This window comes from Microbacterium sp. NPDC055988 (assembly GCF_042269505.1).
GTDB lineage: Bacteria > Actinomycetota > Actinomycetes > Actinomycetales > Microbacteriaceae > Microbacterium.
The window spans coordinates 70,659-92,855 of record NZ_JBHJXY010000001.1; the positions used below are offsets into that span (position 1 = coordinate 70,659).

A 22,197-nucleotide genomic window follows, 5' to 3' on the forward strand; every position below is an offset into this window, starting at 1 on the left:
ATACACGTGTCCAAGAGCATCGAAGTCAACGACCTCAACGTCTACTACAGCAGCTTCCTCGCGGTGGAGGGCGTCTCCCTCGACATCCAGCCGCGGAGCGTCACCGCCTTCATCGGCCCCTCGGGCTGCGGCAAGTCCACGTTCCTGCGCACCCTGAACCGCATGCACGAGGTCATCCCCGGCGCACGCGTCGAAGGCGAGGTGCTGCTCGACGGCAAGGACCTCTATGGTCCGGGCGTCGACCCGGTGCTCGTGCGCCGTCAGGTCGGCATGGTCTTCCAACGGCCGAACCCGTTCCCCACGATGTCCATCAAGGAGAACGTGCTCGCAGGCGTGAAGCTCAACAACTCGCGCATGTCCAAGAGCGATCAGGACGCCCTGGTGGAGAAGTCGCTCACCGGTGCGAACCTGTGGAACGAGGTCAAGGACCGCCTCGACCGCCCCGGCTCCGGCCTGTCGGGCGGACAGCAGCAGCGTCTCTGCATCGCACGCGCGATCGCCGTGTCACCCGAGGTGCTGCTGATGGACGAGCCGTGCTCGGCCCTCGACCCGATCTCGACCTACGCGATCGAGGAGCTGATCGGCGAGCTCAAGAACGAGTTCACGATCGTGATCGTCACGCACAACATGCAGCAGGCGTCGCGCGTGTCCGACAAGACGGCCTTCTTCAACATCGCCGGCACGGGCAAGCCGGGGAAGCTCATCGAGTACGACGACACCACGAGCATCTTCACGACCCCGTCCGTGCAAGCCACCGAGGACTACGTCTCCGGCCGCTTCGGTTGAGCTGAGGTTCACTGCCACTGCCTTCTGCTACTGCCACTGCCGCTGAAGGGCTCGGGCGCCGCGGCATCCGGGCCCTTCCTGCATGTCCGCCGGCACAGCTTCGGAGATCGGACGATGACACGCCGATGCGAGCATCCGCTCTCCGGGGTGTCGTGCGCGATCTCCGAAGTTGTGCTCCTGCATGAACCTTCCTGCACAGGCAGCGAGTCGCCCGTGATCTCCCCGCGTTGCGGGGCCGGGGTCATGATGCGAACCGCGAGCGGGGCACTCTCGAAGCATGTGCGGTGCTGCGGGTGATCAGGTGTGGATGTACGGCACGCTGCGTCGGCGGATGCGGCGCGCGGAGATAGCGCGCCTCGCTCGGGACGGCCACCTCATCCACCTGCGCCGTGGCGTCTACGCGAGTTCTGACGCGTGCCAGGATGTTCTCGACGCTGCGGCTCACGGCGGTGTGATCGGCTGCGAGTCGGCCGCGCGGCACCTTGGACTCTGGGTACTCGATTCCCCGCAGCTGCATGTCTGGATGTACGGCGACCGCCATCAGTACGCGCACGGCGACGAACCGTGTTCCTGCATCGCGCATTGGGACGACGCTCCGCACGCATCGGCGTTCGCGCTCCCTTCGGTCCCGCGAGTACTGTGGCAGATCTTCCGATGTCGCGGCGGAGAGCGCTTCTTCGTCGCGCTTGAGTCCGCGCGGCGGCAAGGTCTGATCGACGCGTCCGGTCTGCGGTGGCTGCGACAGGCGCTGGGAAGGAAAGGCCGAGATCTGGTGGCGTTCTCTCGCACGGACTCGGACAGCGGATTGGAGTCGCTGCTTCGGCTGAGGCTGCGCGCATACGGTTGGAATGTCCGCACCCAGGTGTGGATCGTCGGTACGGGTCGTGTGGACCTCCTCATCGGGGATTGGCTCATCGTCGAAGCAGATGGCCGGGCGAATCACGATCCTCGCTCCCTCCGTCACAAGGACTTGGTCCGAGATGCCAACGCCGCCGCGTGGGGGCACGCGACTCTGCGATTCGACTACGCGATGATCGTGCACGATTGGGATCTCGTCGAGCGCGCGATCGTCGAGACCCTGCGGCAGCGCCGCTGACACGACCCCTCCCGCGGCATCCGTCCGGCGACACAACTTCGGATCTCGTGGCCGACACCCCGTTGGCTGGAGCCAATCCTCGGCGCGTCGGCGACGATCTCCGAAGTTGTGTCGCAGAGGGGGTGTCGCAGAGGGGGTGGGGCGGAGGGGGTGGGGCGGAGGGGGTGGACGAGGGGGTGGGGCGGGTGGGGTGGACGAGGGGGTGGGGCGGACGGGGCGGGTGGGGAGGGGACCGGGGTCAGTCGCGCGGGGAGAGGAGGTAGCGGTTCAGATCCGCGGTGAAGGCGTGGTCGACCGGGAGAGAGACGTCGTCCACAGCCGTGATGGCCGCGGCGAGGCGGACGCTCGACACCAGCCACGCGGCATCCGCCCGCGGCAGATCCGTCGCCGGGATGCGGTCGTATCCGACCTCGAAACCCTGGCCGGCGAGATGCTCGTACACGCTGAGCTGCGTCGTACCGTGGAGGATGCCACCGTTGGGAGCGGGCGTGACGAAGCGATCACCGAATCGGAGGATCAGCGAAGCCGTCGGAGCCTCCAGCACGAAGCCGTCGCTCGACAGGAAGATCGCATCATCCGCGCCGCGCCGTCGGGCCTCCCGCAGTGCAGCCATGTTCACCGCGTACGACAGCGTCTTCGCTCCCAGCAGCAGCCACGGCGCCCGCTCGGCCGCACCCAGGTCGTACCCGCGGTCGAGGGTGACCACGCGCACGCCGTTCTCGCGCACAGCGGAGAAATCGGATGCCGGCGCCGCCGTCACCCATGCCGTCGGTGTGGGCCCGTGCTCGACGCCCCGGCTGAGGATGAGCTTGATCACCGATTCCCCCGCACCCAGTTGTGCAGCCGCTCGGTCGATGGCCTGACGCCATTGCGCGAGGTTCGGCACCGGCAGGTCGCACAGGCGTGCCGAGTGCGCGAGACGCTCGAGGTGCGGGACGACCTCCTGCGCGTGGCCGTCGACCACACCGATCGACTCGAACACGCCGTCACCGCGCTGCGTGCTCAGCTCCCCCACACTGAGCGCGGGAGCGGCAGCATCCACCTGGGTGAACGTGTCGGCATAGTCGGAGCGCGGCTCCTCGGCGGCCACGGGATCGATCATGAGTGCGAAACGCCCGGTCATGATCCGAGCCTAGAGGGCGGGAATACCCATGGCCGCATCGCGTTACAATTGAACGGCCGGGCCGCATAACCCCGGGCTCCATTTTTCGCCGCTACGAGCGGCCTTCCGCCGAGAGGCGTTTTTGCGGCTCGGTCTTTTCTTGCCCGGTTGCTTTCTGCCCGGCCGAGCAGATGCCGATCTCAGCTCAGTGCGCCCGTGCGCCACAGCACGGCGGCGGCCGCCAGATCCTGCGCGTAGCTGCTCAGTCGCAGCGCTCGCGAGGTCAGCTCGCTGGCCCGCGCCGGTTCGGTCGCCTCGTAGTCATCGGCGGTGTGGGTCGCTCCCGATGCCTGCACGCGACAGAACGCGGCGGCGCGGTCGAGAGCGACGGCGAAGTCACCGCGGAACGCCCCGCGCAGAATCGTGTCGATGAGCGCGACGAGCTCGTCCGGGCTCGCCGGCACCGGGGCTCCGGCGATCACGACGTCGGCCGAAGCCAGCTCCACCCGCCCGCGGTCGTATAGCAGCGCCGCTGTGCGGGAGTCGGCGTGGATCGCCAGCTGCAGCACGTACAGGCGCCACAGAGCCCCGGGAAGCGTGCGAGATGGCGCCTTGGACCAGAGCTCCGCGATCTCGTCGATGCCGTGCTCGGAGGTGAAAGCGACGAGCCGCTCCGCGCTGGCGCCGCTCTCGTCCGCGCGCACGCGGGTCAGCAGAGCGGATGCCGTGGCGTGCGCGACCCGGGTCTCCTCGGCGGGATCGTGCGCGCCGACGATGTTGTCGAAGGAGGAGGTCGGTCGACGCACAGGGCGGTGGTGCTGCTCGGGCATCCCTCCAGGGTACGCGCGATCAGCGGCGTTCAGGCCGTGGGGATGACGATCACCGGGTCGGACGTCGGCTGTCCCGTCGGCGATCCGCCGGCCTGCTCGACCGTGACCGCGATCGCATCGCCCGCCTGCATGTCGCCGTCGAGCAGGGCGGTCGCTTCTCCGCTGTCCACATCGAACACGCCTGCCGAGACGGGAGCGTCACCGCGCACGAACCAGAGTTCGTAGGTCTCGCCCTCCCCCGGACTCGGAAGCCCGTCGGCCACGAGCACGGCCTTTCCGACCGAGCCCGACCAGTGCGCCGTCGCCGTCCCGCCGTCATCGAGCTCGACCGTCGCCTGCTCGGCGTCTCCGGCCGCTTCGATCTCCTGCAGTGCGACGACGCTCGCGGGGCGGTTGAGCTGCTGGTTCAGGGCGACCGCGCCGACGCCGACACCGACGAGGACCGCCAGGCATGCAGCCAACGCGAAGACCGCGCGACCCCAACGGCGCGGCTTCCGCGTCGGAACCTCGGCGACGGACTTTTCCGCCGCAGGACTCTCGGCCGCGGGTTCCGGTGCAGGAGCGGCCGCACGCGGCTCGTCTGCGTCCGGTGCGCTCCCCTGCGGCGTCATGGCGATCTGCGCGAGCAGAGCCGATCGGATGCTCGCGGGTGGATCGACCGTCGCGGCTGTCTCGGCGAGCAGACCGGCCGCAGCGGCATCCGACTCGACGATGGTCTGCCACTCGGGGTGTGCCGCGAGCGCATCACGGAAACGGCGCTCGTCTTCTGCCGAAAGTGCGTGCAGGGCGGCACCTGCCGCGAGCTCTGCGAATTCGTTCTCGTTCATGCCGTCACCCCCATCGCCGTGCGCAGACGCGTCAGGCCGTCTCGCATCCGTGTCTTGATCGTCCCCAGCGGCGCGCCCACCAGGGCCGCGATCTCGTTCTGACTGTAACCGCCGTAGTAGGCGAGGACGAGTGCCTCGCGCTGCACCTCAGGAAGCCCCGAGAGAGCGTCGACGACCTTCTCGCCTTCGATCCCCAACTCCACCTGCTCTGCCACGCTGTCGTGTGCCACTCCGATGTCCTTGAACCCGGCCCGCACATCGCGGTCGGCGCTCGACTGCGATGCCCGCACCCGGTCGACGGCCCGACGATGTGCGATCGTCATGACCCACGTTCGTCCTTGACCTCTGTTCGGAGCGAAGCGGGAAGCGGATTGCCAGATCTCCAGGAAGACCTCCTGCAGGACTTCCTCGCTCTGCGCCCGGTTCACCAGCACGCGGAGGATCAGCCCGAAGGCGCGGGAGGAGAGGGCGTCGTAGAGCGCCGCGAACGCAGCCTGATCACCGTCGGCGACGCGCACGATGAGGTCGCCGACGGCATCCTGCGTCGCACCGTCCTCCGGGACGTCCATTCCGTCGATGACCATCTCCACAAGCATGCCGCATCTCCTCTCCTTACCCGCGCAGACGTCACCCGAATGTGAAGGAATAGACCTGGATCCCCGGCGGGACGTCGAGCGTGAGGGTGCCTTCGGCGATGTCGCCCTGCTTCAGCAGCTCGTAGGAGCGCGGAGTCCCGTCGACGGCGATGGTCTCCGTCGAGCCGTCGTCGCGGCGGAGCTCGATGTCGCCGCTTCCGGCGACCACGACCCGCACCTCGGCGGCGTGATACTTGAGGCTGATCCGGCCGTCGTCGCCCTCGGGCGTCGCGAACTGCGTCTCGATCGTCCAGTCCCCCTCGAGCGCGAAGCTGTCGGCCGGCTGATCCTTCGGGGTCGTGTACGCATTCGTCCCGGCGCGGTAGTCGCCGTCGCCGCCGTAGTTCACGTCTTTCGACGAGCCGAGGAAGGTCTCCCTCGTCGTCGAGCCCACATCGGGCGTGTCATCCTCGACGTCCGTCGCGGCGGGCAGGTCGACGGAGGGGTCCGCGTCCTTCAGCAGCTCGCGGATCATCGATTCGGTCGCGGCGTAGTTGCCCTCGCCGAACGAGATGTGACGCACGGTTCCCTCGGCATCGATCAGGTAATGGGCGGGCCAGTAGCGGTTGCGGTAGTTCGTCCACGTCGACAGGTTGTTGTCCAGCGCGACGGGGTACTCGATGCCGAAGTCACGGGCACCGGCTGCCACGTTGCCCGGATCCTTCTCGAAGGCGTACTCCGGAGAGTGGATGCCGATCACCTGGAGACCCGCATCGCGGTACGTCTCATCCCAGGCCACGACATGCGGAAGAGAGCGCTGGCAGTTGATGCACGAGTACGCCCAGAAGTCGATCAGCACCACTTGGCCGCGCAGATCCTTCAGGTCGAGGGCCTCGCCGTTCGGCGTGTTCTGCCACTCCTGGATGCCCTTGATCGACGGGGCCGTGCCGCACGATTCCAGCTCTTCCGCGCCGTTGGTGCACTTGTCGAGGTCTTTGTTCTCGTCGTTGACGAGTCCGCCGAGATCGAGGGCGTCCTTCACCTGGTCCGAGTCGGCGATCTGCTCCTGCAGGGGCGCGGTGTAGTCCGGGAGCAGACGTTGCAGGGCCTGGGGCACGTTGAACACGAGGCCGACGGCGAGCGCGATCATCGCGACACCCGCGGCGATGCGCAGTCCACGCTCCTTCGAGCGGAACGAGCGGATGCGCTCGACGACGCTGCGACCGGCGAGCGCGAAGATCAGCAGCGGCACAGCCACACCGATCGAGAACGACACGGTGAGGAGCACGGTGCCGATGCCGATCTGCCCGGTGGAGCCCGCGACGATGATGGCGGCGAGCACGGGTCCGGCGCAGGGCACGAACACTGCACCGAGCGCGAGGCCGACCCCGAAGCCACTCCCCCGGTTCTTCACCTCGCGCTGGCCGAACCGCTGGAACGGCCGCTCGAGGATGTGCTGGAACCGCGGCACGATCAGGCCTACGCCGATGATGATCAGCACCGCGATGCCGACCCATCGGATGATGTCCTGCGGCAGGTTCAGCAGGCCGAGCAGGAGCGAGCCGCCGAGGGTGACGAGCGTGAAGCTCAGGACCAGTCCGGCGATCACGAAGTAGGGGCGGCTCCGCTTGGCGGGCACCACCTCGTCTTCGTAGCGCGCCGACTGCGCGCCCCCGGTGAGGAAGATCACGGGCAGCACGGGCAGGATGCACGGCGAGATACCGGTGATGAGCCCGCCGAGCAGGCCGATGATGATCAGGTCCATGAGGTCCCCACTTCTGTCGGGAGCTGTTCGCTCCGGGGACGACAACGGATTGGATTCGGTCGATCTGAGAGATTTCTGAGATTTCTCCCATCCGATCTCGAAGGTGCTCCGAACAGCCCTCGACGCCACGGAGAGGCCGTGGCTCAGTTCTGAAGGAGCTCGACATGTTCAGCACCAAGAAGAAGGTCACCGCAGCCATCACCCTCGGCCTGGCGAGCGCGTTCCTGCTCTCCGCCTGTTCGATGGGCAGCGGCAGCACCACGGAGGAGTCCACCGAGCCCAAGACTCCGGAGACGTCGGAGTCGACGCCTATGGAGGAGATGGACCCGGCCGCGAACCTGGTCGGCCCCGGTTGCGCCGCCTACGCGGAAGCCGTTCCGGAGGGCGCAGGCTCGATCCAGGGCATGTCCCAGGACCCGGTCGCCGTCGCCGCATCCAACAACCCGATGCTGACCACCCTGGTCGCCGCAGTGAGCGGACAGCTCAACCCCGATGTGAACCTCGTCGACACGCTCAACGGAGACGAGTTCACCGTGTTCGCACCGGTGGATGACGCGTTCGCGAAGATCGACCCCGCCACGATCGAGGCGCTCAAGACCGACAGCGAGACGCTGAGCTCGATCCTGACGTACCACGTGGTCCCCGGCCAGATCGAGCCGGCCGACATCGAGGGCATGCACACGACCGTGCAGGGTGCCGACGTCGAGGTCACCGGCAGCGGCGACGAGTGGATGGTCAACGACGCCAAGGTCGTCTGCGGTGGAGTCCAGACCGCGAACGCGACCGTGTACCTGATCGACACGGTCCTGATGCCCCCGGCTTCCTAAGCACGGGATGGCCGGGAGGAGGACCCGGCCGACGACCTTCCCGGGGTAGGGGGAGCCACCCGGGAAGGAAAAGGGGCCGTCGGCGACGTTCTGTCGCCGACGGCCCCTCGTCGTGCGCACTAGACTTTGAGGAGGGGCCTCTAGCTCAGTTGGCAGAGCATCGGACTTTTAATCCGCGGGTCGTGGGTTCGAGCCCCACGGGGCCCACCGTGAAGGCCGCACCTCGGCATCCCTCTCAGGATTCGCCGTCGTGTGTGCCCGCCAGCAGTTCCTCGCGGATGTCGGCCACCCCACTGGGCAGGGACTCGCCTTCGAGTTCGAATGTCGGGGCTTTCGGGGTGCCGCCGATCGCGCACACCGCGACGGTGTCCTGGTCGTCCAGCGTCTTGGGGATGACCACGAACCAGAGCGACTTCTCCCCCAGCCACTCGGTGGTCGCCATGTCGGCGAAGTAGGTCGCGTCCGGCGCGAGGCTGCGCGTCCGCTCGGTGCAGAGTTTCACGAGCTGGGATCCGGTGAACTCCGAGGCGGCCTCCGTCGGGTCCGGCGTCGGCGTGGCCGTCTGCGACGGCGAGGGAGTCGGCGACTCCGTGCCGGATGTCTCCGATGCCGACGGCGACGGGCTCGGGGCCGGCTCAGGGGCGCAGGCCGCGAGCAGAACGAGCATCGGCAGGAGGACGAGAGCAGGACGAACGCGCATGTCTGGATGCTACTGCCGGAGCAGCGGAATGCGACGGGAGCGCTCCGGAGACGAGGGCTTCTCCTGTATCACCGGCTCTACATCGCGGCCACCCCCTTCACACTTCGAAGCGTCCGGGAGAGGGTCGACTCATCCGCGATCCGCGGACGACCCTCCACGAAAGGACGACGAACCATGGCTCTCACCGGCAACCGAGTGGCATTTCTGGCGACGGACGGATTCGAGGACAGCGAGCTCACCAGCCCGTGGGATGCGGTGACGGCCGAGGGAGCCAGCGCGACGCTGATCGCTCCCGACGGCGCCGCGATCACCGGGAAGAACGGTCATGAGCAGGCCGTCGATCTGCTCGCCTCCGAGACGACGGCCGATCAGTTCGATGCGCTCGTACTGCCCGGCGGCGTCGTGAACGCCGACCACCTGCGCCTCGACAAGCCGTCGATCGCCCTGGCGCGGGCCTTCTTCGAGCAGCACAAGCCGGTGGGTGTGATCTGCCACGGCGCCTGGATCCTCATCGAGGCAGGGGTCGTGGACGGGCGGACGCTCACCAGCTACCCGAGCCTGACGACGGATCTCCGCAACGCCGGGGCGACCTGGGTGGACGAAGAGGTCGTGGTCGACGAGGGCCTCGTCTCCAGCCGCACGCCTGACGACCTGCCCGCCTTCAACGCGAAGCTCGTCGAGGAGATCGGCGAGGGGAAGCACTCCGGGCAGACCGCCTGACGGGGCTCTCAGTCAGCCGGCTCCACGGTGGGCGGAGTCCAACCCGACAGCTCGTCGAGCCGCGGCCGGTACAGACGGATCAGCAGATTCCACCCCTCCGGCGTAGGGACCTGGTTGGGACGGTCGTCGTCGAAGTCTCCGAGCCAGACGGTCAGACCCCCATCCGGGTCCTTCACTCCGAACACGTCGTTGACGTTGGTGGCACCCGAAGGTCCGGGCTCGAAATAGCCGTCGCCGTTGTAGACGCTGACGGAGTAGAACGCGTCCGCCGGCACGTCGCGAAGGGTGATCCGGTACCGCCCCGGCGGGAGGTCCGGAAACACGGATACGTACTGAGCCTCGTCGTCGGGCAGACCGCCCCAGCCGGACGCCGTTCCCAGGAGGTGGTGCACGGGGTCGACCTGATCGACGCTCCCGAAGCTCTTCGAGTACCCGGGAAGACCCCGCGCCAGCGCCAGCAGTAGATCCCGCGTCGTCTTGTGCGTGTTCGCGTCGAAGCCCGACGACGTGAAAGGCCTCGCCGACGCGGCTTCGAGGTGCATCCCATCCTGGATGGCGTGGACCTCGGCGATGTCATCGAGATCGGACGGATCGAACAGGGTTCGCGCGGCGACGACCACGAAGTCGGAGCCGAACTCCTCCGTCGTCAGGTCGTACGTTCCCGACTCGTGCAGCACTCGATTGATGTAGTGGTCCTGGTTGATGACCATGACCGAGACGTACCGGTCGCCGACCGGCGGAAGCGTGAACCGCGCCCCCTGGGAGATGTCGACGATCGCGAACGAGTACAGGGTGTCGCGGTTCTGCCGGATCACGGGCTGGTTCTCGAGCGGGGCGAGCTGCCGATCGTGATAGATCTCGTTCACCGCTCCGGATAGCTGCAGCATGCGGCTGATCATCGCGTCGGTCTCCGCGCGGGCGAAGTTGTCCACATTCACGATCACGTCGGTCACATCGTCTCCTCGTCTTTCCGGCAATCCTGGCAGAGGACGCGGCCGCGCGGTGTGGCCGAAAGTCTCGATCCCTCAGACGCGGGCCCGATGGCGCCGCACGGCGGCGCGGTTCGCACAGCGCACGGAGCAGAAGCGCTGACGACCGTTGCGGGTCACGTCGGCGACGACGTTCGTGCACGGCTCCGCCTGGCACCTCCCGAGCCTGCTCATCCCCCGCGTGACGAGGTGGAGCGATGTGCCGAGGCTGATGATCGCCCGCAGCACGTACGGCAGCGACGGCACGTCGTCACGGTAATGCAGGTGCCAGCCCTCACCGTCGTGGTTCGTGAGCCGTGGATAGGCGGCCGCGGCCGCGAGCTGGGCGTTCAGCAGCTGCGCACGGGCATCGGGGTCCGGCTCGTCGACGATCCTGAGCCAATCGTCGATGACCACCCTGACCTGCTCGTGGTCGTCGACGGCCGGCGGGAAGGTCTGGGTCATGCCCAGTTCGAGGGTGCGCTCCTCGATCCCGGCACGATCGGCCGGCCAGTCGTTGGCCAGCGAGGCGGCCAGCAGCACCGCGTATTCGCCGTAAGGGTTGAGATGCATAAGACCATTACATCACGCTGGATGCATGATCTCACAGAACACGCTCCCGATCCCCCGCGTCCGACCCCCCGCAGAGACGCACGAGCATGCATGGCTCGTCGAGTCCCGGCATCCGACGAGCGAGGGCGTCGTCCTCTACGTGCGGTGCGGGGACTGCGGCACGCGCCGCGTCGACCTGCAGTCGCACCCGCACACGCCGCCGGCCGCGCTGAGCACGGAGGCGGGCGCGGTCCGGGGCTGAGACTCAGGCTTCGACGATCTCGCCGTTCCGCGGAACCCACCGGCCACCGCCGAGCCGAGCGAACAGGATCGGAATGCCACGGGCTTCGCGCCCGAGCGAGTCGGACACCTGAACGTGCACGTGCGGTTCGGTGCTGTTGCCCGAGTTCCCGCACTCGCCCAGCTGCTCGCCGATCGCCACGTTCTGCCCCTGCCTCACGCGGATGCTCCCCCTGCGCAGATGGGCGAGAAGCACGAGTCCGCCGCCCACGCGGACGACCACGTGATTTCCGGCGATCGCCGGAGCACCCCCGCGGATGCGCGACGACTGAGTGAGCGCGTACCCGATCAGCGACAGCGGGGAGCGACGCGCGACGTGGTCGATCTCGCCGTCGTGGAGGGCCACGACCTCGCCCTCCACCGGGCTGAGAATCGGGCGGCCGAACCCCGCGAATGATTCCGGAGCCTCCGTGCCGATCAGACTCGCAACGGTGCGGGGCGCACTGCGCCCCTCCGGTCCGATAGGCACGAAGTCGATCGCGTGCGATGTGCCGAACAATTCCGTGCCGTGGCTCGGAACGCGGGATGCGGGACTGTTCTGAACCAGCCACCGCCCGGTGAACGGCAGGGCCAGCTCGACGGCATCCGGTGCGGTCACGCCGTCAGCTCGATGAGTTTCCGTGTCGTGCGGAGATTTCGGGCGGTCCCGGCGACGCCCAGTGCGCGATCGAGCACGGCCTTGGTGAGTTTGGTGGAGTGCACACCGCCGCTTCCGTAGTCGATCCACAGGTCGTTCCCGATCAGTGCGAGACGCTCCTCGGGCAGGAGTCGCTTCTCCAACTCCTCGACCGCTCCGTCGGACGGCGGCCCCTCGAGGAACATCGCGTGCACGAACTTCACGTCACCCTCGGGGAACGGCTGGGCGGACTCCGACGCGACCAACTGCGCATGCGTGCGATGGATGACCGGGGTGTCGACCCCGAACTCCTCCTGGATCGCGGCGCGCACGGCCGCGCATGCGGCATCCGGGTTCTTCGGGGTCGCGCAGATGATGTTGCCACTCGCGATGTAGGTCGACACGTCGGCGAGTTCGGTCTCGGTCGCCAGAACCTCCCGCAACCGCACCATCGGAACGCTGTTGCGCCCACTGACGTTCACGGCTCGGAGCAGCAGGACGCTGCGGCTCACGCGTCGGCGCTCTCGACCAGTTCTGCTCCCGCGTGCACGAGTTCGGCGAGGGCCGCTTCGCTCGGTTCCGGAGCAACCCCGGCGATGAGATCGGTCAGGATTCGGACGCGCACGCCGTGTGCGATCGCATCCAGTGCAGACGCGCGCACGCAATGGTCGGTGGCGATGCCGACCACATCGGCGCTGAGCACTCCCGCGGCAGTCAGCAGGGCGCCGACGGTCTCCCCCGCCTCCGTCTGTCCCTCGAACATCGAATACGCCGGCTTGCCCTGCCCCTTGCGGACGTGGTGCGTCACGGCATCCGTCACCAGGAGCGGGTCGTACTCCGCGCCTTCGGTGCCGGCGACGCAGTGCACCGGCCACGAGTCGACGAAGTCGGGGGCCTCGGCGAAGTGCCCGCCGTTGTCGCCGTCCGCGTCGTGCCAGTCCCGCGAGGCGATGATCACTGCGTAGTCGGAGGAATGCGCGGCGAGGAACCCCGTGACAGCGGCCGCGACCGCATCACCGCCCGCGACCGCGAGTGCCCCGCCCTCGGTGAAATCGTTCTGGACATCGACGATGAGAAGCGCTCTGCTCATGCTTCGAGGGTACGCCGGAGGAACGGGAAAGGCCCCGTGACCGCCGACCTCAGGGCAGGACGATCTCGAACGCGGGATCGCCGGGGCTGAGGACGCCGAGGATCTGCCGCAGCACACCGATGTCGCCTCGCGTCTCCACTCCGTCCGAGTCGACGTCGCCGCCGGCCAGCGCGATGAGCCGCGCCTTCGTGAGCTTCAGATGCAGCGCTGTGTCCTCGGCCGGTGATCTCTCGACGTAGACGAGGACTCCGTTGCGGAGGGTGAGATGGAAGCTCCGAGCAAGATCTGTGAGAGTGACATCGATCGCGAGATCAAGATCCCACGCCCGAGGCCCGTCGACGGTGATGGCGAGAGCATCGAACAGCTGCTCCGGGGTGAGCTGGGCCCGGATCGCGGGGGCAGTGGTCACCGTGGGCGTTCCGAAGTTCCCCTCGCGGAGCTCAGTGGCCCCGGAGAGGAAGAAGTTGCGCCAGGTGCCGTTCTCGGCCCCGTAGCCGAGCTGCTCCAGCGTGTCGGCGTAGAGCGACGTCACGGCCGCATTCGAGGGATCGGCGAAGACGCCATGATCGAGCAGGGTCGCCGCCCATCGGTAGTCCCCGGAGTCGAACGCGGCGCCCGCCAGTTCGACGACACGATCGATGCCGCCGAGGGCTTCGACGTAGCGGTCGGCCTGCTCCTTCGGCGGGTGCGGCCAGAGCCGCGCCGGATTGCCGTCGAACCAGCCCATGTATCGCTGGTAGATCGCCTTGACGTTGTGGCTCACCGACCCGTAGTAACCCCGGGCATGCCAGGAGTTCTCGAGCACGGGCGGCAGCTCGATCCGCTCCGCGATCTCGGCACCCTGGAGCCCTTGGTTGATCATGCGCAGCGTCTGGTCATGGAGGTAGCCATAGAGATCGCGCTGCAGCCCCAGGAACTCGACGATCTCCCGGTTCCCCCACGTCGGCCAGTGGTGCGAGGTGAAGACGACCTCGGCCTCGGGGCCGAATCGCTCGATCGCCTCTGTGAGGTACTGAGACCACACGTGCGGATCACGCACGACGGCCCCTCTGAGCGTCAGCAGGTTGTGCAGCGTGTGGGTCGCATTCTCGGCCATGCACAGCGCCTTGTACCGCGGGAAGTAGAAGTGCATCTCACTCGGAGCCTCGGTCCCCGGCGCCATCTGGAACTCGATGTCCAGCCCGTCGACGGTGTGCGTCTGACCGGTCGTCGTGATCTCGAGAGTCGGAGCCAGCAACGTTGCTTCCCCGGTCGACGTCGTCTGCCCGAGCCCTGCGCCGACGGCCCCCTTCGGCCCTCGCGCGAGCGCCGCTCCGTACATGTATCCGGCGCGACGGCCCATGGCAGTACCCGCGTATACGTTCTCCGCGACAGCGTGTTCCACCATGCCCTCGGGCACGATGATCTCGACCCCCGCATCCACCTGTTCCTGGGAAACGATGCCCTGCACGCCACCGAAGTGGTCGATGTGCGAATGCGTGTGGATGACCGCCGTGATCGGTCGGTCGCCGCGGTGCCTCCGATAGAGCGCGAGAGCAGCCGCCGCGGTCTCCTTCGAGATCAGCGGGTCGATCGCGACCACGCCGGTGTCGCCTTCCACGAAGGACATCACCGACAGGTCGAGTCCTCGGATCTGATAGAGCCCGGGAACGACCTCGAACAGGCCATGTTTCGCGACGAGTCTGCTCTGGCGCCACAGGCTGGGGTTCACGGTGTCCGGCGACTCGCCGGTCAGGAAGTCGTAGGTGGATGCATCCCAGACGACCTCGCCCGCATCATTCCGGATCGCCGGGTCATCCAGCGTCCCGATGAACCCGCGGGCCGCCGCCGCGAAATCGCGATCGTCATCGAAGGGGAGGTTGCGACGAAGCTCCGCCTGCTGCCGCCGGATCGAATCCGATGCGTCGTTCTGAGTCATGCTGTCCTCCAGATTCTCGCGTGCATGTGCATACCGAAGAGTCTGGTTCAGAGAAGCGCAATGAGCCAGGACCTCGGCGAGGACTCACCCGGGGGAGAAAACAGAAGGCCCCCGGATCACCGAGGGCCTTCTTAGATGGAGCCGCTTGTCAGAATCGAACTGACGACCTTTTCATTACGAGTGAAATGCTCTGCCGACTGAGCTAAAGCGGCGTGCGACGCGTGAGCGGCGCGATCACCGATATTACCCTGTCTCGTGCTCGCTCGCGAATCGAGCCCGCTTCACTCGCAGCGCAGGCCGTCTTCGGGCACCACATCGTCGAGCAGGAACGCCTCGACGGCGTCGTCCACGCACACGTTGCCCTTGTTGTAGCCGGTATGTCCCTCGCCGACGCGAGTGATGAGGACGCCTTCTTCGAGTTGGTCGGCCAGCGACTCGGACCACTCGTACGGCGTTGCAGGATCGTTCGTCGTGCCGATCACGAGGATGGGGCCTGCGCCCTCAGCCGTGATCTCCCCCCGCGTGCCGGTCGGCGGGTAAGGCCAGACCTCGCAGGAGTCGGGTCCGGTCCAGTACGGGGCGATCGTCGGAGCACCCTCGGCGATCTTGGCCTCGGTCGCGGCTTCGGCGGCCGGGTCGTCTTCGACCGGGTAGTCCATGCAGTTGTATGCCCGGAAAGCCTCGGTGGAATTGTCGGTGTAGACCCCGTCGTCGCCGCGCTTGTTGTAAAAGTCGGCGAGCAGGAATGCGGTGGTCGGGTCGCCCTGGAGCGCCTCGTCGAGGGCCTGGGTGAGGATCTCCCAACTCTCCTGGGCGTACAGCGCGGCGATGATCGCCGTCAGCAGGGAGTCCGCTCCCATCAAGCGTCCGTCGCCGTTCTCGAGCGGCGTGCGATCGACACTCGCCAGCAGCGCCCCGAGGTCGGCCATCGCCTCATCCACCGTTCCGTTGAAGGGGCAGCTTCCCGAGTCGAGACAGTTCTGCATGTAGGCGCGCAGCGCCGACTCGAACCCCAGCGCCTGAGTGGCGCCCACCTCGAGCCCCGGAACCGCGGGGTCGATAGCACCGTCGAGCACCAGGCGCCCGGCCTTCGCGGGGTACAGCTTGGCGTAGGTCGCGCCGAGGAACGTGCCGTAGGAGTACCCGAGGTAGTTCAGCTGCTTGTCGGCCAGCACGGCGCGGATCAGGTCCATGTCGCGGGCGGAGTTGACCGTGGTGATGTGGGGCAGGATGCCTTCACTGTTCGCCTCGCACGCCTCGGCGAACGACTTGTGCGCATCGAGCAGCTCGGCCTCCCACTCGGCGGTGCCGCGGGCTGCGGAGGGGATGCCGTAGAGGTAGTCGTCCATCTCGGACGCGTCGTAGCAGGTCACCGCGGTCGAGCCGCCGACTCCGCGCGGGTCGAAGCCGATCACGTCGTAGTTCTCGATGAGATCGGGCCCGACGGCGAAGTCGAGGCTGCTCTGGACGAGCTCCACACCGCTCGAGCCGGGGCCGCCCGGGTTCGTCAACAGGGAGCCGACGGGGGTCCCCTGCGCTCGGTGCCGGATCACCGACAGGCTGATGTCACCGGCTCCCGGGTTCTCCCAGTCGAGCGGCGCCGTCACGTCGGTGCAGTCGAAGCCGGGACCGCAGTCCGTCCACTCGAGCTCCTGCGAGTAGAAGGGCAGCAGGTCTTCGGCGACACCCTCGGTGTCGGGGACGATGGTGGTCGCCGGCCGCGAGGACTGCTCGGGGATCATCGCGTAGAGGCAGCCCGAGAGGGCGACGGATGCCGCTGCGATGCCGGCGATGACCGCGGCGGCGCGACGGAAGCGGGAAGTCGATCGGTGATTCACGGTTTCCTCCCGCTCGTGATCGTCACGAGCAAGCTCTCCAGTGCGAGCAGCGGAGCGACGTTGCGCTCCAGCGACTGCCGCGTCTCGGCAAGGTGGTCAAGTACGACAAGGGTACGGGCCTCGGGCCAGGCCGATGCCAGGCCCTCCAGCTCGGAGCGCAGCTCGCTGTTGATGAGGTCGTCTCCGCGGCTGAACTGGAGCATGATGACGTCGCGGAACAGCGACTGCATGTCGGTCAGCACGCGGTCGATCCCGTCACGCAGACTGCGCGTGGCACGCTTCTTCTGATCGTCTTCGAGGGCCGCGAGCTGCGTGCGCAGCGCCGGCGGTACGGCCTGCCCCTCGGCGATGCCGATCGTGCGCAGGAGCGAAGCCCGTTCCTGCGCGTCGCGCTCCGCGGTCAGCGCTTTCGCGTCGTCGGTCGCGGCCTGGATGATCCGTCCCGCCACGTCGACCGCATCGCCGACACCGCGGACGCCGATGACCGCGCGAAGAGTCTCGTCGCGCCGACGCCGCGCCGCGTCATCGGTGGCGAGACGCTGCGCCATGCCGATGTGGCGCTGCGCGTGCCGAGCGGCCTGCTCGGCGACGGCTTCGTCGACCCCCGTGCGCAGGCTGATGAGCCTGGCCACATCGGCGACGTCCGGCTCACGCAGGCGCAGGGAGCGCACCCGCGAGCGGATCGTCGGCAGCAGGTCGGCCTCGCTGGGCGCGCACAGGATCCACACCGTCTGCTCGGGCGGCTCCTCGAGGGCCTTCAGCAGCACGTTGGAGGTGCGTTCGACCATGCGATCGGCGTCTTCGACCACGATGACGCGGTATCGACCGGCGGAGGGTGCGAAGTAGGAGCGCTCGACGAGAGCGCGGGCCTCGGCGATCGTGATGATGACCTTGTCGGTGCGGAGCGCCGTGACATCTGGATGGGTGCCCGCGAAGACCTGCCGCATCACCGCCTCATCGTCCGCGTGGTCGGCGATCAGCGCCGCCGCGAACGCGTACGCGAGAGTCGAACGGCCGGATCCGGGCGGGCCCGTGATCAACCAGGCGTGCGAGAGCGCAGCCGGATCGGATGCGGCCGCACGGAGCGTGTCGACGGCGGCATCCTGCCCCCACACATCCGCCCACGGGAAAGGAGCAGGAACGGTGGGAGGCATGCACTCAGCCTAATCGCGACCACCGACGCCGAACGGCACGGGTGTCGTTCGACCGGGTCAGCCCAGAAGAGCGGCGACCCGAGCGCGGATCTGCTCCGCGATCATCGACGGCGCTGCGGCGGCGTCGAGCACGAGGAACCTGTCGGGCTCGGCCGCCGCGAGGGCGAGGTACGCATCGCGCACGCGGCCGTGGAACTCCGCCTGTTCTGCTTCCAGCCGATCGAACGGCTTGTCGGCGGAGTCGAGACGGGTACTAGCGGCCGCCGGGTCGAGGTCGAGCAGCACGGTGAGGCCGGGCAGCGCACCTTCAGCCGCCCACAGGGACAGGTCGCGAATTTCCGTCGCATCGAGCACACGGCCGGCACCCTGGTACGCCACGGACGAGTCGAGGTAGCGGTCCTGCAGCACCACGTCGCCGCGGTCGAGTGCGGGCCGCACGACCGTCGCGACATGATGCGCGCGGTCGGCCGCATACAGCAGCGCCTCGGCGCGCGGCGCGATGTCACCCCGATGATGCAGCACGATGTCGCGGATGAGGTGCCCGACTTCGGATCCGCCGGGTTCGCGCGTGCGCACGACCGTTCGGCCCGTGCTTTCGAGCCACTCCGCGAGAAGGTCCGACTGCGTGGTCTTGCCCGTGCCGTCGCCGCCTTCGAGCGTGATCCACACCCCGTGGCCCGGGGTCACGAGCCCGCCTTCTCCGCAGCCTTCGCGGCGGCGTTGGCTGCACGCGTGGCCGCGGCCTTCTTCGCCGCCGCCGAGCGTGCGGCCGACGTCGCCGCCGTGGTCTTCTTCGCCGCAGTCTTCTTCGCCGGAGTCTTCTTCGCCGCGGTCTTGGCTGCGGGCTTCTTGGCGGGCGCCTTCTTGGCCGGCGCCTTCTTGGCTGCGCCGCGCTTCGGGGCCGGCCCCTTCGCACGCTTGTCGGCGAGCATCTGCACCGCGATCTCGAAGGTGATGTCGTCGACGGTCTGGCCGCGCGGGATCGTGACGTTCGTCTCGCCATCGGTCACGTAGGCGCCGAAGCGGCCGTCGCGGATGCGGATCGGCTTGCCGCTGACGGGGTCCGCCTCGAACTCGGCGAGTGCGCTGGACGCACGGCGTCCGGCGCCGTACTTCGGCTGGGAGTAGATCTCGAGCGCCTGTTCGAGCGTGACGTCGAAGATCTGCGACTCGCTCTCGAGCGACCGCGAGTCGGTGCCCTTCTTCAGGTAGGGACCGAAGCGGCCGTTCTGCGCCGTGATCTCGTCACCGGATTCGGGGTCGACGCCCACCACTCGCGGCAGGCTCAGCAGCTTCAGGGCCGTGTCGAGGTCGATCTCGTCGACGGACATCGAGCGGAAGAGCGATGCGGTGCGCGGCTTCGGGGCCGTCTCCTTCTTCGCGCCGCGCTTCGGCTTCGGGGCCTCGACGACCTCGCCGGTCGTCTCGTCGACCGCGGCGTCCTCGGACACCGGGTCGTTCTCCTGCACGTACGGACCGAACCGGCCGTCCTTGACGACAACGATCTTGCCGTTCTCCGGGTTCTCGCCCAGCACGCGGTCGCCGGCGACAGGAGCATCGATGAGCTCCTGTGCCTTCTCGGCGGTCAGCTCGTCGGGCGCGAGGTCTTCCGGCACGTTGACGATGCGCGGCTTGGCGTCGGGGTTCTCCGGGTCGGCGACCTCGAGGTACGGGCCGTACTTGCCGAAGCGCAGTGTGGCCGTGTCGGTGATGCGGGTGGAGTTGAGGGCCCGCGCGTCGATCTCGCCGAGGTTGTCGACGACCTGACGAAGCCCCGTGTGCGAGTCGGAGCCGAAGTAGAACGACTTGAGCCACTCCACCCGGTTCTGCTCGCCGCGGGCGATCGTGTCGAGGTCGTCCTCGAGCGCGGCGGTGAAGTCGTAGTCGACCAGCTCGGCGAAGTGCTCCTCGAGCAGCCGGACCACGCTGAACGCCAGCCAGGTCGGCACGAGCGCCTGTCCGCGCTTGACCGCGTAGCCGCGATCGAGGATGGTCTCGGGGATCGAGGCGAACGTCGAGGGACGGCCGATGCCCTTCTCTTCGAGCACCTTCACGAGCGACGCCTCGGTGTAGCGCGGCTTCGGCGTGGTGCGATGCCCCTTCGCCTCGGCATCCGACACCGCGAGCTGATCGCCGACGGCCACGGCGGGCAGCGACTGGTTCTCGGCGGCATCCGCATCGCCGCGCTTCTCGTCGCGCCCCTCTTCGTAGGCCTCCAGGAAGCCCTTGAAGGTGTACACGGTTCCTGACGCCGTGAACTCCGCCTTCTTCCCGGCGGCATCGACGGCGATGGTGACCGTGGTGGTCTCGTACTTCGCGTCGGACATCTGGCTCGCGACCGTGCGCTTCCAGATGAGGTCGTAGAGGCGCTGCTCGTCACGATCCAGTTCCGACGACAGCGAGGCCGGCGTGCGGAAGTTGTCACCGGAGGGGCGGATCGCCTCGTGCGCCTCCTGCGCGTTCTTGCTCTTGGACTTGTAGACGCGCGGCTTCAGCGGCACCGCGGCGTCGCCGTACAGCGCGACCGCCTGGCTCCGTGCCGCCTGCACCGCCTGGGTGCTCAGCGACGTGGAGTCGGTACGCATATAAGTGATGTAACCCTTTTCGTACAGCCGCTGGGCCACACCCATCGCCTGCTTGGCTCCCATCGAGAGCTTGCGCCCCGCCTCCTGCTGCATCGTGGAGGTCGTGAACGGCGCGTACGGGCTGCGCGTTCCCGGCTTGGCCTCGACCTTGGTGACGCTTCCGGTGCCGACGGCGTCGACTGCCTCGGCGAGCGCTGCGGCGGTGGCCTCGTCGAGGATGACGACGGCCTTCTTGAGCTTTCCGTCATCATCGAAGTCGGTGCCGCGGGCGAGCTGGCCGCCGTCGACGCGCACGAGGCGGATCTTGAACGACGTGCCGGTCGCGGCTGCCTGGGCGTCGACGTCCCAGTACTCGGCGGAGGTGAACGCCATGCGCTCGCGTTCACGGTCGACGATCAGGCGAGTGGCGGCGGACTGCACGCGTCCGGCCGAGATGCCGGTCTTGACCTTGTACCAGAGCACAGGCGAGACGTCCCAGCCGTACAGACGATCGAGGATGCGGCGGGTCTCCTGCGCGTCGACGAGGTCGTGATCGAGCTCACGCGTGTTGCCGACGGCAGCCTGGATCGCGTCCTTCGTGATCTCGTGGAACACCATGCGCTTGACGGGGACCTTGGGCTTGAGCGTCTCGAGCAGGTGCCAGGCGATCGCCTCGCCCTCGCGGTCCTCATCAGTGGCGAGCAGGAGCTCGTCGGCGCTCTTCAGGGCGCGCTTGAGTTCGGCGACCGTCTTGGTCTTGCGATCGGAGACGACGTAGTACGGGTCGAACCCGTTGTCGATGTCGATGGAGTACTTCCCATAGGCCTGCTTGTCCGCAGCCGGGATCTCCTTCTTGTCAGCGAGGTCGCGGATGTGGCCGACGGAGCTGAGCACCTCATAGCCGTCGCCGAGGTATCCCTGAATAGACCGCATCTTCGTCGGGGACTCGACGATGACGAGCTTCTTGCCTTCAGCCAAGGGTGCGTCCTTTCTTCGAAGCACACCATACACACCACTGTGTGGGGTCGTTCACAGTGAGTGAGGTCGCACGGCCGTCACTGTCCCTCGGGTGGCCCGGCACGGGCTCGGGAGACGGCTGCGAGTCCAGCGTACGCCGCCTGCACCTCCACGGTCGCCACGAAGCCCTCGAGAGAGCAGGCGGTGAGCACCGCGCCCGCCGCCTCCGCAACCCGCCCGGCGAGCGCGCACGGCTCCGCTGCGGTCGCAACGGCGCCGCTCGCGGCATCGGCTGCGGCGAGCGCCGCGGCATCAGCCGCCCCGGCAGCGCGCTGCGCCGTCACCGCCGCTCCACCGACGGCGGCGAGCCCGAGCGAGAGCGCGGCCGCGACCACCAAGACCCCGGCGGCCACCGCCGTGCCCGCCATCAGCGGCCTCCGTCGAGCGCACAGCTCGCCGCCTGCAGTGGCAGCCGCACCAATGCGCCGATGGAAGCCTCGAACGTCGCCGTGACGCACACCAGGTCGCCCGAGCGCGACGTCGAGATCCCTGCGCCCGAGACGGCCGCTCCCACCACGCGCTGCGCGGCGTCGGCGCCCTCGCCGCGCCCGAGGAGGCGGGCCGCATCCGCCGACGCATCCTGCAGCGCCACCTGGCGCGAAGCCGCGCCGAGCGCGCCCGCACCGAGGAGGAGCGTCAGGACCACCGCGGGCAGCGCGAGAGCGAGTTCTGCGGCGACGGAGCCTCGCTCCCCCACCCCGCCACGACCGGCGCTCCTCCAAGTACGCATCACGACACGGTGAGCGCGCGCCGGACGAGATCGGTGAGGATGCCGCGAACCTCATCGGACCGCATGATGACGACGAGGAGCCCGGCGAAGGCGACCGCGGCCATCGTGGTGATGGCGTACTCGGCCGTGGCCGCACCGGTGTCGTCGCCGAACAGCGCAGCCGCGCGGCGCCGGTCGAGTCGGGGGATGTCGATCATGATGTACCTCTTTCTCTGTGTGATG

At 68.1% G+C, this 22,197-nt stretch carries 24 protein-coding genes and 2 tRNA genes; 6 read left to right on the plus strand and 20 right to left on the minus strand.

The annotated features are described in order from the left end of the window. The first annotated feature begins 6 nt into the window (after positions 1-6). On the plus strand, positions 7-786 hold the full coding sequence (gene pstB / locus ACFC14_RS00385) for a phosphate ABC transporter ATP-binding protein PstB (protein WP_116635803.1): 780 nt from the start codon (positions 7-9) through the stop codon (positions 784-786). Positions 787-1,063: 277 nt separating this feature from the next. Beyond that, on the plus strand, positions 1,064-1,882 hold the full coding sequence (locus tag ACFC14_RS00390; RefSeq protein WP_376100451.1) for a DUF559 domain-containing protein: 819 nt from the start codon (positions 1,064-1,066) through the stop codon (positions 1,880-1,882). 238 nt (positions 1,883-2,120) lie between these two features. On the opposite strand, the gene ACFC14_RS00395 is transcribed toward ACFC14_RS00390, so the two are convergent. From ACFC14_RS00395 to ACFC14_RS00415, 5 genes are all read right to left on the minus strand, one after another. After that, positions 2,121-3,005 (minus strand): aminodeoxychorismate lyase, encoded by an 885-nt coding sequence (locus ACFC14_RS00395; protein ID WP_376100454.1) that lies wholly within the window; start codon positions 3,003-3,005, stop codon positions 2,121-2,123. Positions 3,006-3,184: 179 nt separating this feature from the next. Beyond that, positions 3,185-3,814 (minus strand): DNA-directed RNA polymerase subunit beta, encoded by a 630-nt coding sequence (locus tag ACFC14_RS00400; RefSeq protein WP_376100457.1) that lies wholly within the window; start codon positions 3,812-3,814, stop codon positions 3,185-3,187. 29 nt (positions 3,815-3,843) lie between these two features. Then, positions 3,844-4,641: an anti-sigma factor domain-containing protein gene (locus ACFC14_RS00405; protein WP_376100460.1), complete on the minus strand. Its 798-nt coding sequence runs from the start codon at positions 4,639-4,641 to the stop codon at positions 3,844-3,846. Next, on the minus strand, positions 4,638-5,237 hold the full coding sequence (gene sigK, locus ACFC14_RS00410) for an ECF RNA polymerase sigma factor SigK (RefSeq protein WP_376100463.1): 600 nt from the start codon (positions 5,235-5,237) through the stop codon (positions 4,638-4,640). The genes ACFC14_RS00405 and sigK overlap by 4 nt, the downstream gene beginning before the upstream one ends. Positions 5,238-5,268: 31 nt before the next feature. After that, positions 5,269-6,981, minus strand: coding sequence for a cytochrome c biogenesis protein DipZ (locus tag ACFC14_RS00415; protein ID WP_376100466.1), 1,713 nt, complete (start codon positions 6,979-6,981; stop codon positions 5,269-5,271). 164 nt (positions 6,982-7,145) lie between these two features. On the opposite strand from ACFC14_RS00415, the gene ACFC14_RS00420 reads away from it, so the two are divergent. Then, positions 7,146-7,808, plus strand: a complete 663-nt coding sequence (locus tag ACFC14_RS00420; RefSeq protein ID WP_376100469.1) for a fasciclin domain-containing protein — start codon at positions 7,146-7,148, stop codon at positions 7,806-7,808. Positions 7,809-7,942: 134 nt separating this feature from the next. Next, a tRNA-Lys gene (locus ACFC14_RS00425) sits at positions 7,943-8,015 on the plus strand. Between the two features lie 28 nt (positions 8,016-8,043). Here ACFC14_RS00425 and ACFC14_RS00430 read toward each other — a convergent pair. After that, positions 8,044-8,508 carry a hypothetical protein gene (locus ACFC14_RS00430; RefSeq protein ID WP_376100472.1) on the minus strand — a complete coding sequence of 155 codons (465 nt, stop codon included), beginning with the start codon at positions 8,506-8,508 and terminating at the stop codon, positions 8,044-8,046. Positions 8,509-8,682: 174 nt separating this feature from the next. On the opposite strand from ACFC14_RS00430, the gene ACFC14_RS00435 reads away from it, so the two are divergent. After that, entirely contained in the window at positions 8,683-9,228 is a 546-nt protein-coding gene (locus ACFC14_RS00435) for a type 1 glutamine amidotransferase domain-containing protein (RefSeq protein WP_376100474.1), read from the plus strand. 8 nt (positions 9,229-9,236) lie between these two features. Here the strand turns inward: ACFC14_RS00435 and ACFC14_RS00440 are convergent, their stop codons facing one another. Beyond that, the gene (locus ACFC14_RS00440) at positions 9,237-10,181 is read right to left on the minus strand and encodes a DUF1254 domain-containing protein (protein ID WP_376100476.1); all 945 of its coding nucleotides are present in this window, start codon (positions 10,179-10,181) and stop codon (positions 9,237-9,239) included. A 72-nt stretch (positions 10,182-10,253) separates the two neighbouring features. Beyond that, positions 10,254-10,769: a CGNR zinc finger domain-containing protein gene (locus ACFC14_RS00445; protein ID WP_376100478.1), complete on the minus strand. Its 516-nt coding sequence runs from the start codon at positions 10,767-10,769 to the stop codon at positions 10,254-10,256. 25 nt (positions 10,770-10,794) lie between these two features. On the opposite strand from ACFC14_RS00445, the gene ACFC14_RS00450 reads away from it, so the two are divergent. Beyond that, positions 10,795-11,010, plus strand: a complete 216-nt coding sequence (locus ACFC14_RS00450) for a hypothetical protein (protein WP_376100479.1) — start codon at positions 10,795-10,797, stop codon at positions 11,008-11,010. A gap of 3 nt (positions 11,011-11,013) precedes the next feature. On the opposite strand, the gene ACFC14_RS00455 is transcribed toward ACFC14_RS00450, so the two are convergent. The 12 genes from ACFC14_RS00455 to ACFC14_RS00510 form a co-directional block, all read right to left on the minus strand. Further along, complete coding sequence (locus ACFC14_RS00455; RefSeq protein WP_376100481.1) at positions 11,014-11,646, minus strand: M23 family metallopeptidase; 633 nt, start codon at positions 11,644-11,646, stop codon at positions 11,014-11,016. After that, positions 11,643-12,176: a DUF1697 domain-containing protein gene (locus tag ACFC14_RS00460; RefSeq protein WP_376100483.1), complete on the minus strand. Its 534-nt coding sequence runs from the start codon at positions 12,174-12,176 to the stop codon at positions 11,643-11,645. The genes ACFC14_RS00455 and ACFC14_RS00460 overlap by 4 nt, the downstream gene beginning before the upstream one ends. Continuing rightward, a complete protein-coding gene (locus tag ACFC14_RS00465; protein ID WP_376100485.1) occupies positions 12,173-12,754 on the minus strand; it encodes an isochorismatase family protein in 582 nt (193 codons plus the stop codon). The genes ACFC14_RS00460 and ACFC14_RS00465 overlap by 4 nt, the downstream gene beginning before the upstream one ends. A 49-nt stretch (positions 12,755-12,803) precedes the next feature. Continuing rightward, positions 12,804-14,672 carry an alkyl/aryl-sulfatase gene (locus ACFC14_RS00470; protein ID WP_376100487.1) on the minus strand — a complete coding sequence of 623 codons (1,869 nt, stop codon included), beginning with the start codon at positions 14,670-14,672 and terminating at the stop codon, positions 12,804-12,806. Positions 14,673-14,808: 136 nt separating this feature from the next. Beyond that, positions 14,809-14,884, minus strand: a tRNA-Thr gene (locus ACFC14_RS00475). Positions 14,885-14,953: 69 nt separating this feature from the next. Next, on the minus strand, positions 14,954-16,510 hold the full coding sequence (locus ACFC14_RS00480) for an alpha/beta hydrolase (RefSeq protein WP_376100489.1): 1,557 nt from the start codon (positions 16,508-16,510) through the stop codon (positions 14,954-14,956). Next, positions 16,507-17,664, minus strand: a complete 1,158-nt coding sequence (locus ACFC14_RS00485; protein WP_376100491.1) for a DNA polymerase III subunit delta' — start codon at positions 17,662-17,664, stop codon at positions 16,507-16,509. Before ACFC14_RS00485 ends, ACFC14_RS00480 begins: the two co-directional genes overlap by 4 nt. A gap of 57 nt (positions 17,665-17,721) precedes the next feature. Beyond that, a complete protein-coding gene (gene tmk / locus ACFC14_RS00490) occupies positions 17,722-18,351 on the minus strand; it encodes a dTMP kinase (RefSeq protein ID WP_376100493.1) in 630 nt (209 codons plus the stop codon). Next, positions 18,348-21,206: a type I DNA topoisomerase gene (gene topA / locus ACFC14_RS00495; RefSeq protein WP_376100495.1), complete on the minus strand. Its 2,859-nt coding sequence runs from the start codon at positions 21,204-21,206 to the stop codon at positions 18,348-18,350. The genes tmk and topA overlap by 4 nt, the downstream gene beginning before the upstream one ends. 77 nt (positions 21,207-21,283) lie before the next feature. Next, a complete protein-coding gene (locus ACFC14_RS00500; RefSeq protein WP_376100497.1) occupies positions 21,284-21,613 on the minus strand; it encodes a helicase in 330 nt (109 codons plus the stop codon). Next, the gene (locus ACFC14_RS00505) at positions 21,613-21,975 is read right to left on the minus strand and encodes a TadE family type IV pilus minor pilin (RefSeq protein WP_376100499.1); all 363 of its coding nucleotides are present in this window, start codon (positions 21,973-21,975) and stop codon (positions 21,613-21,615) included. Before ACFC14_RS00505 ends, ACFC14_RS00500 begins: the two co-directional genes overlap by 1 nt. Next, a complete protein-coding gene (locus tag ACFC14_RS00510) occupies positions 21,975-22,172 on the minus strand; it encodes a DUF4244 domain-containing protein (protein WP_376100501.1) in 198 nt (65 codons plus the stop codon). Before ACFC14_RS00510 ends, ACFC14_RS00505 begins: the two co-directional genes overlap by 1 nt. Between the last annotated feature and the right edge of the window lie 25 nt (positions 22,173-22,197).

What these genes read in the sequence shown, in the direction of transcription:
- ACFC14_RS00390 (WP_376100451.1), top strand. Translation starts at nt 1,064, where the DNA reads ATGTGCGGTGCTGCGGGTGATCAGGTGTGGATGTACGGCACGCTGCGT.
- ACFC14_RS00395 (WP_376100454.1), bottom strand. Translation starts at nt 3,005, where the DNA reads ATGACCGGGCGTTTCGCACTCATGATCGATCCCGTGGCCGCCGAGGAG.
- ACFC14_RS00400 (WP_376100457.1), bottom strand. Translation starts at nt 3,814, where the DNA reads ATGCCCGAGCAGCACCACCGCCCTGTGCGTCGACCGACCTCCTCCTTC.
- ACFC14_RS00405 (WP_376100460.1), bottom strand. Translation starts at nt 4,641, where the DNA reads ATGAACGAGAACGAATTCGCAGAGCTCGCGGCAGGTGCCGCCCTGCAC.
- sigK (WP_376100463.1), bottom strand. Translation starts at nt 5,237, where the DNA reads ATGCTTGTGGAGATGGTCATCGACGGAATGGACGTCCCGGAGGACGGT.
- ACFC14_RS00415 (WP_376100466.1), bottom strand. Translation starts at nt 6,981, where the DNA reads ATGGACCTGATCATCATCGGCCTGCTCGGCGGGCTCATCACCGGTATC.
- ACFC14_RS00420 (WP_376100469.1), top strand. Translation starts at nt 7,146, where the DNA reads ATGTTCAGCACCAAGAAGAAGGTCACCGCAGCCATCACCCTCGGCCTG.
- ACFC14_RS00430 (WP_376100472.1), bottom strand. Translation starts at nt 8,508, where the DNA reads ATGCGCGTTCGTCCTGCTCTCGTCCTCCTGCCGATGCTCGTTCTGCTC.
- ACFC14_RS00435 (WP_376100474.1), top strand. Translation starts at nt 8,683, where the DNA reads ATGGCTCTCACCGGCAACCGAGTGGCATTTCTGGCGACGGACGGATTC.
- ACFC14_RS00445 (WP_376100478.1), bottom strand. Translation starts at nt 10,769, where the DNA reads ATGCATCTCAACCCTTACGGCGAATACGCGGTGCTGCTGGCCGCCTCG.
- ACFC14_RS00450 (WP_376100479.1), top strand. Translation starts at nt 10,795, where the DNA reads ATGATCTCACAGAACACGCTCCCGATCCCCCGCGTCCGACCCCCCGCA.
- ACFC14_RS00465 (WP_376100485.1), bottom strand. Translation starts at nt 12,754, where the DNA reads ATGAGCAGAGCGCTTCTCATCGTCGATGTCCAGAACGATTTCACCGAG.
- ACFC14_RS00470 (WP_376100487.1), bottom strand. Translation starts at nt 14,672, where the DNA reads ATGACTCAGAACGACGCATCGGATTCGATCCGGCGGCAGCAGGCGGAG.
- ACFC14_RS00485 (WP_376100491.1), bottom strand. Translation starts at nt 17,664, where the DNA reads ATGCCTCCCACCGTTCCTGCTCCTTTCCCGTGGGCGGATGTGTGGGGG.
- ACFC14_RS00500 (WP_376100497.1), bottom strand. Translation starts at nt 21,613, where the DNA reads ATGGCGGGCACGGCGGTGGCCGCCGGGGTCTTGGTGGTCGCGGCCGCG.
- ACFC14_RS00505 (WP_376100499.1), bottom strand. Translation starts at nt 21,975, where the DNA reads ATGCGTACTTGGAGGAGCGCCGGTCGTGGCGGGGTGGGGGAGCGAGGC.
- ACFC14_RS00510 (WP_376100501.1), bottom strand. Translation starts at nt 22,172, where the DNA reads ATGATCGACATCCCCCGACTCGACCGGCGCCGCGCGGCTGCGCTGTTC.